We start from the raw sequence: 9,902 nt of genomic DNA, 5'->3' as shown, positions 1-9,902 counted from the left end.
GTGTGGCCGCGGCGCGATAGTCGCCGCGCCGCAGCGCGACCAGGAAGCGGTCGCGCGCGTAGGCGCCGTCGGGGGCGCCCGCGGCTGCGACCGAGAGCCAGCGATCCGCCTCTTCGAGCCTTCCGGTCACGAGCGCCAGGCGTCCGAGATTGCCGCTCGCGGTGATGTCGCCGGGGCGCAACGCCTCGACGCGTCGCCAGATCGATTCGGCCTCTTCGGTGCGCGCGAACTGCATCAGGTGCTCGCCGAGGGCCGCAAGTCTCACGGCGTCGTCGCTGTGCCCGACGGTGTCACGAACCGCCGCGCGGTACTCGAGCAATCGCAGGCGCCAGTCGGCGTCAGGAGCCTGAGCGCGCGCGGGAGCGGCCATGGTGACTGCGAGCAACGCGATCGCCGCAATGCGGACGCGGGCGCTCACGAAGCGAGGAATCGCTGGGCCGTGCGCAGCAGGATCTCGGCGCCGAACTTCATCGACGCCTCGTCGACGTCGAATCGTGGGTGGTGATGACCGTAGACGAGCCCGCGCCTCTCGTTGCGCGAACCGACCGCGATGAAGCAGCCCGGTACTCGCTGCAGAAACGCCGAAAAATCCTCGCCCCCCATGGTGCGCAGGTCGGTGACCACGTTTTCGGCGCCGACCATCTCGATCGCGACCTCGCGCGCGATCGTCGCCATGGCGGGATCGTTGCGCGTCACCTTGTGAAAGCGCTCGAAGCGCGTCTCGGCGGTGCAGCCGAAGGCGCTCGCCACTCCCTGCACGATCGCCTCGAAGCGACCGGGCACCAGCGCCCACACGCCCTCGTCGAAGGTGCGAACCGTGCCGTTGATCATCGCGGTCTCGGGAATCACATTGAACGCGGCGCCGGCGTGAAACTGCGTCACGCTCACCACGACCTCGAGCAGCGGATCCACGCTGCGGCTCGCGATGCTCTGCAGCGCGGTCACGATGTGCGCCAGGCACAACACCGGATCGACCGAGGCGTGCGGCATCGCGGCGTGGCCACCGACGCCTTTCACGGTGACCGTGAACTCGTCGACCGCCGCCATGAACGCGCCGGTCGTGACGCCGATCTTGCCGAGGTCGAGATCCTGCCAGACGTGAAGCCCGAACGCGGCGTCGGGGCGCGGTTGCTCGATCGCACCGTCCGCGATCATCGCGTCGGCGCCGCCGCCCTGTTCCTCGGCGGGCTGGAAGCACAGGCTCACCGTGCCGGAGAGGGAGGCCTGGTCGGCGACCAGCTTCTTCGAGATCGCGAGCAGGATCGAGGTATGGCAGTCGTGGCCGCACGCATGCATCTTGCCGTGGACCTGCGAACGGTACGGAACCGCATTCTCTTCGTGAATCGGCAGCGCATCCATGTCGGCGCGCAGCAGCACCGTCTTGCCGGGGCGCCCACCCTTCACGGTCGCCATCACTCCGGTGCGTCCGATCCCGGTGCGGGCCTCGAGTCCGAGGGATCGCAGGCGTTCGGCGACGATCCCCGAGGTGCGGACTTCTTCGAACGCAGTCTCCGGATGCGCGTGCAGATCGCGGCGCACCGCGATCATTTCATCGAGGTCGGTGCCGGTGAACTGTTCGCGTGCTGCCGTCATCGGGGACATGCGTTCCTCACAAGGCTGGGGTCCATGGCGCGGGAGCCGCGCGAGTGTAGGGGTGGGCGACGCAGGCGGCAACGCGGTGCGTCGACGGCCCCCGCGTGCAACACGACGGGCCGGAGGCTCTCGCCCCCGGCCCGTGCATTGCGCCGCGATCGACGTAGCGGTCGCGGCGATGCGGGGGTCTTAGCCCCCGCGACGGCGATGTCTACTTCTGAAGCAGCTTGCGCCGTTCCTGCTCCTTCTTGAGCACGTCCTTGTTCAGCACCACGAACTCGACGCGGCGGTTCTTCGACATGTTGATCGCCGACGTGTTCGGGGCGACCGGCTTGAGTTCGCCGTAGCCTTTGGTCGAGTACTGGCTCGCATTGAGGCCCGTGAACTTGCCGAGCAGGTACTCCTTGACCGAGTTGGCGCGCGATTCGCTGAGCTGCTGGTTGGCCGCGTTCGAGCCGCGTGAATCGGTGTGTCCACCGATCTCGATCTTGAGCTCCGGCCACTTGGTCAGCAGCTGGCCCACGATGTCGAGCGTCCCGTAACTCTCCGGCAGCAGATCGCTCTTTCCGGTCTCGAAGTTGATGTCCTGCAGACGGATCATGCCGGTGTCGAGCAGCTCGGTCTCGCGCTCGGAGACCTCGATCGGGCAGCCCTCGGCGTCGACCTTGAGTCCTGACGCGGTACCCGGGCACTTGTCGAGTCCATCCGAGACACCATCGCCGTCGCTGTCCATCGGGCAACCCTTGGCGTCGACCGTCGAACCGGTCGGCGAGTTCGGGCACTGATCGAGCCCGTCGAACACGCCGTCGCCATCCGCGTCGGTCGGGCATCCGTCGGCATTCACCGTCGCGCCGGCCGGCGTGCCTTCGCACTTGTCGAGGCCGTCCCACACCTTGTCGCCGTCTGCGTCGGTGGGGCAGCCGCTCGCGTTGACGCGTGCGCCCTTCGGGGTGTTCGCGCACTGATCGAGTCCGTCGAACACACCATCGCCGTCGGCGTCGGTCGGGCATCCGTCGGCATTGACGGTCGCGCCCGCCGGAGTGGCCGGGCACTTGTCGCGTTTGTTCGAAACGCCGTCGCCGTCATCGTCCTTGGGCTTGCTGCCGCCCATGCCCCACGTGAGCGCCGCGCCGTAGATCTGCTGCGCGACGTTCGCGTTGTCGAAGTTCTCGTTAGGAATCCACAGAAGATTGCGCGCCTCGAGCCGCAGCCCGAGCTTTTCGCCGAGCGGCAGCGTCCAGCCGGCGGCCATGTCGAGCACGCCCATGTTGAAGCTGTCGTCGGACGAGTCCCCACCGACCGAGACGAAGTTGATGCGCCCGTCGGCCGGCAGCCCGTCATAGCTCAGCGTGCCGCCGCCAAATCCAGCGCTCAGAAACGGCGAGCCGAAGCGGCCCATCGCCGGGCTGTAGATCAGGTTGGCGGAGCCGTACATCCAGGTCATGTCGCCGAGTTCGGTGTCGAGGCTGTCGAGGGTGGTCGGCGTGTAGCCGCCCGCCAGCTCGAGTCCGAGCCCACCCGCCCACACGTAGCCGAGTCGCGCGCCGAGGTGAATGCCTTCCTTGGGCTGCAGGTCCGGGTACCTGTGGACACCGGTTCCCCACTGTTCGTCGAAGACGTGGTAGCCGACGAACGGAGCGAAGGTCCAGTGACTGTTCATCTCGGCGGTGTCCGCGGCGCTCGCAGCGAGCGGGGCGAGCGAAATCAAAATGGCAGCGATGGCCGAAGCCACACGAGCGCGCATGCGTTCCCTCCTTGGGTTTCCAGGTGATCCGAGCGGGTGCCTGGGCGCGGTTGCGATTCCTGTCGGTGAGCCGTTGGCACGATACCACGGAGGTCGGACGCGGCAAGGCGAACGACCGGCGCGGAGTGCGAAGCGAGCCGTGCTCGCAGCGAAACGGCCACCCCGCCCGGGGTGGCCGTTCGCATGGCGCTTGAAGCGCGCCAACCTGCTCGCGGGCGCTAGTTCTTCTGAGTGCTGTCGGCGGGAGCGGCTGGCGTGGCCGGCTTCTCCAGCAACCGGCGCCGCTCCACTTCCTTCTTCAGCACGTCCTTGTTCAGCACCACGAACTCGACCCGCCGGTTCTTGGCCCAGTTCACTTCGCCATCGTTCGGTGCCAGCGGCTTCGACTCGCCGTAGCCCTTGACCGTGAACTGCTCGTCCTTGAGCGTCGGCTGCTTGCCCAGCAGGTAGGTCTCCACCGCCTTGGCCCGCGACAGCGACAGCTGCTGGTTCGCCGTTGCCGAGCCGCGTCCGTCGGTGTGACCGCCGATCTCGATCTTCAGCTGCGGCCACTTGACCATCAGTGCCGCCACCGCATCGAGGGTCGGGAAGCTCTCCGCCAGGATGTCGCTCTTGGCGGTCTCGAAGTTCACGTTCTGCAGCCGGATCGTGCCGGTATCGAGCAGCTCGGTTTCGCGCTCCACCAGCTCGATCGGGCAGCCCTTGTCGTCGACTCGCAGGCCGGCAGGGGTCGCCTCGCACTGATCGAGGCCGTCGAACACGCCGTCGCCGTCCGAGTCGCTCGGGCAGCCCTTGTCGTCGACCGTCGCTCCGGTCGGCGTGTTGGGGCACTGGTCGAGGCCGTCGAACACCTTGTCGGAATCGGCATCGCTCGGACAGCCCTTGGCGTCGACGGTGGCGCCCTTGGGCGTCTCGGCGCAGGTATCGAGCCCGTCGAACACGCCGTCGCCGTCTGCGTCGCTCGGGCAACCGTTCGCATCCACCGTTGCGCCCTTCGGAGTGCCTTCGCACTGATCGAGGCCGTCGAACACGCCGTCTGCGTCGCTGTCGGTCGGGCAACCTCTCGCATCGACCTTGGAGCCGCGCGGCGAATCGGGACACGCGTCTCGCTTGTCGGGAACACCGTCACCATCGGTATCACGCGGAGTGCCGCCGAGCGCGAACGTCAGGCCACCACCCACCACCAGGTTGTCGAGCGTCTCCTTGGCGCCACCGATCGCGTCGACTTCGGACGAGATGTTCCGAGCCTCGAATCGCACTCCGATCGCGTCGCTCATCCAGAAGCGCAGGCCGCCGCCGTACTCGATCCCCATGTTGCTCTCGGTGTCCTGTCCGGTGACCTTGGTCTGCGCCGATCCGGCGCCCGCGAACAGGAAGGGTCCGCCGTAGCGATTCGACCAGGGCGTGAGCACGAGGTTGCCCGAGGCGTGGAAGTAGTCGACGTCGGCGCCGCCCACGAAGTCCTCGGCGGTGGGCGTGAACCCTGCCGCCGCCTCGATGCCGAGCAGACGGTGGAACTGGTAGCCGAGCCGCCCGCCGAAGTAGAGATCGTCGGTGAGCGGATTGCCCGTGACGGAGCTGATCTTGCCGTCGAAGAAGGTCCAGCCGCCGAACGGGGTCAGCTCGAAGTGGCGACCGAGAGGTTCCGCCGTGGCGTGCGTCGAGGCGCCGAGTGCGGCGACGACGACGAGGGCGGCGAGCAGCTGCTTGCGCACGAGGCCTCCTAGAATGGTCCAGCGCCGCGCACGGCGCCCGGACGGCAGGCAACGGGCAGTCGCAGCCCTGCGGCCGCGGCCCGGAAGATTCGGGGTGAAGCGAGTGCCCGGCGAAACGAGCGCGGACTTTAGCCGGGAGTTCGGCCCCACGGCAAGGCGCGAAATCGCTAGAAGTTGACGCTCAACACGTGGACTCGCACGCCGCCGTCTCGCGTCGCTTCGAGCGTGGGAACGAACTGCGCGCGGAGTTCGCCATCGCGTAGCTCGAGCATCCCGGTCGGCGCGGCTCGGCGGGGAAGTCACCCGGGACTATGGCCCCGGAGCGATGCCTGCGCCAGTGCTCAGAACGTGGTCTGAAGGCTCACGAAACCCTTGTCGTGAATCAGCGACACGTCGTAGGGCTCGTCGTCCAGCTCGATGCCCTCGACCCCCGACAGCAGCACGCGCCCCAGTCGAATCCAGACACCCACGTAGAGCCGGTTTTCGGTGCGCGTACCGTACGACCCGTACTGGTTCAAAGGGTCCGGATAGCTCTGCGTGACACCGATGCGATCGTGCAGACCGCCGAATCGGGTGCCGAAGTTGGCGACGGGTCGCCAACCGAGTTCGAGCTGAAGCAGCCGATCCAGGCCTTCGAACCGGCCGGGGACCAGCGGCGTCGAAGTTTCCTGTTCACGCGACTGGTAGATGCCGCGAGCCTCGAGAGTCCAGCGAGCCCCGAGCGCGCGGCGCGCACCCAGTTCGAGCGACCACTGGCGCCGCCAGTCATTGCCGGTCGAGTCCGGTCGCTTCGAGTGGTCGAAGCGGCTAAAGACCTGCTTGCTGCGCGCCGTCACCCACGCGTCGGTCGCGAGTGCCCGCGTCTCCGCGTATCCCCACGCGTCCGCGCCCCACAGCGTGCCGAGTCGAAACGTCGGCACGGCCGGGTCCGCGATCAGCTGCTTCTCGCCCACGGTGAGCCAGCGCCCGCCGAGCTCGAACCGGCTGTGCTCGCCACGCCACTCCACGCGTGCCGCCGGCTCGTACGGATGCGTCTCGTACGGCTCCGACAGGTTGCCGACTCGCGTCTGTCGAAACGCCCACAGGTTGTTGAACATGTCCTCGACCCCGAACGTGAGCTGGAGGTGCAGCCCCGCCGTGTCCGCGCCGGTTTCCCACTGCACCGCGAAGTCCTGGCGGCTCTTGTCGAAGAACGGCCGGAACATCGCCGAGAGCCTTCCGACCCGGGTCGGGAATCGAAACCACAAGTCGAAGTGTTCCCACTGGCCGCGGTCACTCGCGTCATCCAGGTACTCGAGACCGAATCGCGCCCGATCTCCGAGCGGCGCTTCGAGCTTGAGCTGCGTCACGAGGATCCACTGTCCCGAGGTGAGGCACCCTTGAGAGGTGCGAAACGCCCGCGGTCCGCGCTCCCATTCGTCGCGCCAGAACGAGGGCGGTGCCGTGAGTGCGTGATCGAGAAGACTCTCGTCGTCCTCCTCCTGAGCGGTCGCGGAGAAGCTCGCAAACTCTTCGGTGCTGGCGCGTCCCGCTCCGGGCACGCCGGCGAGCGCCACGCACGCCGCGATTGCGAAGGCCAGGCGTGAGGCGCTCATCCCGCAGCGAGCGCGGCGGCGCGGACGCGCGCGACGAATGCGCTCGCGCGGCGCGTGATCTCGTCGAACTCGCCGGCTCCCGCGAGCGCCGGATCCGCGAGCGCCGCACCCAGACCGCACGCCACGCACCCGACGGCGAGGAAGCGCGGCACGTTGTCGAGATTCGTGCCGCCGGCAGCGAGCATCGGAATGTCGGGCAGTGGGTCGCGAATCACCTTGATGTAGTCGGGCCCACCGGCGATGCCGACCGGATACACCTTGATCAGGTGCGCGCCGGCGTCGCGCGCGGCGATGATCTCGGAAGTGGTGTAGGCCCCCGGGCAATAGAGCACTCCGGCCTCGAGCGCCACGCGCGCGACCTCGAGCGACAGGTTCGGCGCCACGATGAAGCTTGCCCCGGCGGCGATCGCGTCTTCGGCCTGAGTGACCGTGAGCACCGTGCCGGCGCCGACGATCAAGTCTTCGCGGCCCGAGAGTTCGGCCATCACGCTCGGTGCCCCGGGGACCGAATAGGTGATCTCGACGATCGGCAAGCCACCCTCGATCACCGCTTGCGCGGCGCCGAGTGCGGCCGCCGCCGAAGGGGCTCGGATCACGGCGAGGAGTTTGTGTTCCTCGAGCTTCGCGAACACTGCGGCGGAAGTGAGCATGGCCGGCGAGGGTAGGCGGCACGCGCCGGCGCGGGCAAGCGTGATGAGCTCGAAGCCGATGGCCGCGGGGCGACGAGGTCGGGCGCGCGAGTTATGGCAGACTGCCGCCCATGATCCGACCCGTGCAGTCGTCCGAATCACGCGGCCGCGTGTCGCGCGTGCTGCTGATGGTGCTCGCGATTCCCGTGCTGCTGGCGCTGATCGCGTGGGCGACCGTCGCGATGCTGTTTCCGCCTGCGAAGGTGCGTTCGATGGTCCAGCAGCAGCTCGAAGGAGTGCTGGCGCGGCCGGCGACCTATCGTGACGCGCGCGTCGGGCTGTGGCCACCCGTGCGTCTCACCGTGATCGAGCCGGCGCTCGCCGAACCCGGCGGCTTTCGCGCGGGTTCCGCACTGACGCTCAGGGCGCTGCACCTCGACCTCGATGTGTTCGCGTTGCTGAGCCGCAAGATCGTGGTCCGGCGCGTGGTGCTCGACGGCCCGCGCGTCCACCTGGTGCTGAACGAAGACGGTTCGACGAACTTCGACCGACTCACGAAGGAGCAACCGGCGGCCGGGCCCGACTCCAAGCCCATGGACATCGAGGTGCGCGAACTCGAGATTCACGACGGGCAGGTGCTGACCGACGCGGTGCGCGCGCGGCGTCGCGTGATGTTCGGAATCGCGACTCGCTCGGCGATCTCGACCGAGGCCCAGGGCTCGCGCTTCGCCACCTCGGGGCGCACCACGATCTCGGGCCTCGCATTCGGCCCCATCACGGCCGCGAAGCTCTCGGATCTCGACGCCTCGCTCGGCAAACTCGAGTGGAAGATCGATCACCGCGGCAAGTACGACGCGAAGCAGAATCGCCTCGCACTCGAGCAGCTCGCGCTTGCGTTCGGCGGCACCTCGATCGGAGTGTCGGGCCTCGTCGATCAGCCCGGGCCTGAGTCGCGCGTCGACTTGAAGGCGAAGGCAAGCGGCGTGGATCTCGCACAGATCATGGGCTTCCTGAGCGCCGCGGATGCCGCTGCGCTGCACGGCATCGAGGCGGCCGGAGTACTCGACTTCGATCTCGGCATCCGTGGGGCGATGGGGCCCGGGCACAGTCCCCGGATCATCGGCGTGCTGACGGTCAAGGAGGGTCGCTTCCGGTATCCGAACGCCCCCGCGCGGGTGGAGTCGCTCTCGTTCACGACCCGCTTCGCGCCCGATTCGCTCGGGATCGGTGACCTGCGCGCGAACGTGGTCGGTTCCGGCGGTGCCACGCCGCTGCGCGCCCGGCTCGCGGTCACTCACTTCGCGGATCCGAACGTGGTATTCGCGGTGCAGGGCGATGTCGATCTGGCCGCGGTCACGCCGATGATCGCGCCGAGGGAGACCCAGCTCGGCGGGCGCGTGGCGCTCGACGTGAGGGGCCGCGGTCGCGCGAACGACCCGGGCTCGATCGCGCTCGAGGGCAACGCAAAGCTCTCGAACGTCAGCGTGGCCGCGCCCGATCTGCCGAATCGTATCGAGGCGATCAACGGCACGATCGCGTTCAGCCCCCAGCGCGCCAAGGTGAGCGGGCTGACCGGCAAGGGCGGCAAGTCGTCGTTCATGCTGGACGCCGATGTCACGCGGCCGCTCGCGCTGCTCGCAAAGCCGGGCTCGGCGGCACCGTCCGGTGTGACGTTCTCGCTCGTGTCGCCCCATCTCGACCTGGCGGAGCTGTTGCCGACTTCGAAGGGCGCCCCGCTGGTGCCGAACGCGACCGGCGGTGGCGAGGTGCGCATCGCGCGGCTCATGAATCAGAAACTCGACGTGCGAGACGTGCGGGCCGCGGTGACACTCGAGCCCGGCGTGATCGCGATCCCGCGCTTCGCGCTCGACGGCTACGATGGGCATGTCACCGGCAACGCACGATTCGATCTCACCCAGCCCGAGTCGCCCCGGTTTGCGGTCAACGCTCACATCGACAGCGTCGAGGCCGACGCGATCCTGTCGGCCTGGACGCCGCTGCGCGGGCTCTTCAAGGGTCGGCTCGGAACCACGCTCGATCTGTCGGGCGCCGGGGCGACGCCTGAAGCCATTGCGCGCACCCTTTCGGCGGCCGGTCTCGCGGCATTTCTCGACGGTACCTTCGGACCCGCGCCCGCGATCGAGGCGATCGCGAAGCAACTGAAGCTCGACCCCGGCCGGCTCACCCGGGTGCGAGACCTGCGACTGCCGTTCCATATCGCGAATGGCCGCGTCGTCACCGACAAGGCGAACATGCGCACCCCGTTCGGCATCTGGATCGTGAGCGGCGGCGTCGGATTCGACGGCTCGCTCGACTACGTGGTGAGCGCCTCGTTCCCGCGCGACCTGGTGCCCGCTCCGGAAGCGTCTTCGTTGCTGGGCGTGGGCGCGCTGACGGACGCGCAGGGCAACCTGCTCGCGGATCTGCGCGTGACCGGCACCGCCAGGGCACCTCGGGTCTCGCTCGACCTGGCAGCGACCGGCGCGCGCGTGAAGGGCAGGATCTCCGAAGCACTCACGCAGCAGAGCGAAAAGGTCCAGCAGGAGTTGCGAGACGAGGCCGAGCGGCGGCGGAGAGCCGCGGAAGACAGTCTGCGCGCGGTTGCCGCGCGTGCGCGCAGACTGTC

At 68.4% G+C, this 9,902-nt stretch carries 7 protein-coding genes; 1 reads left to right on the top strand and 6 read right to left on the bottom strand.

Features of this window, described 5'->3' with window-relative positions; translation table 11 throughout:
- The 6 genes from HOP12_02030 to HOP12_02005 form a co-directional block, all read right to left on the bottom strand.
- Nucleotides 1–418, bottom strand: a 418-nt coding sequence (locus tag HOP12_02030; GenBank protein ID NOT32929.1) for a hypothetical protein, incomplete at its 3' end; no start/stop codon positions are given.
- A complete protein-coding gene (locus tag HOP12_02025; protein NOT32928.1) occupies nt 415–1,593 on the bottom strand; it encodes an amidohydrolase in 1,179 nt (392 codons plus the stop codon). The genes HOP12_02030 and HOP12_02025, both read right to left, overlap by 4 nt.
- Nucleotides 1,594–1,804: 211 nt before the next feature.
- Nucleotides 1,805–3,337: an OmpA family protein gene (locus HOP12_02020; GenBank protein ID NOT32927.1), complete on the bottom strand. Its 1,533-nt coding sequence runs from the start codon at nt 3,335–3,337 to the stop codon at nt 1,805–1,807.
- 218 nt (nt 3,338–3,555) lie between these two features.
- Nucleotides 3,556–5,052, bottom strand: a complete 1,497-nt coding sequence (locus tag HOP12_02015; GenBank protein ID NOT32926.1) for an OmpA family protein — start codon at nt 5,050–5,052, stop codon at nt 3,556–3,558.
- A gap of 341 nt (nt 5,053–5,393) precedes the next feature.
- Nucleotides 5,394–6,647, bottom strand: coding sequence for a hypothetical protein (locus HOP12_02010; protein NOT32925.1), 1,254 nt, complete (start codon nt 6,645–6,647; stop codon nt 5,394–5,396).
- On the bottom strand, nt 6,644–7,297 hold the full coding sequence (locus tag HOP12_02005) for a bifunctional 4-hydroxy-2-oxoglutarate aldolase/2-dehydro-3-deoxy-phosphogluconate aldolase (GenBank protein ID NOT32924.1): 654 nt from the start codon (nt 7,295–7,297) through the stop codon (nt 6,644–6,646). The genes HOP12_02010 and HOP12_02005 overlap by 4 nt, the downstream gene beginning before the upstream one ends.
- Nucleotides 7,298–7,407: 110 nt before the next feature.
- On the opposite strand from HOP12_02005, the gene HOP12_02000 reads away from it, so the two are divergent.
- Nucleotides 7,408–9,902: AsmA family protein (locus HOP12_02000; protein ID NOT32923.1), on the top strand; the 2,495-nt coding region annotated here is incomplete at its 3' end.

Source organism: Candidatus Eisenbacteria bacterium (assembly GCA_013140805.1).
Classification (GTDB): domain Bacteria; phylum Eisenbacteria; class RBG-16-71-46; order RBG-16-71-46; family RBG-16-71-46; genus JABFRW01.
This window is presented reverse-complemented; position numbering and strand designations above follow the sequence as displayed.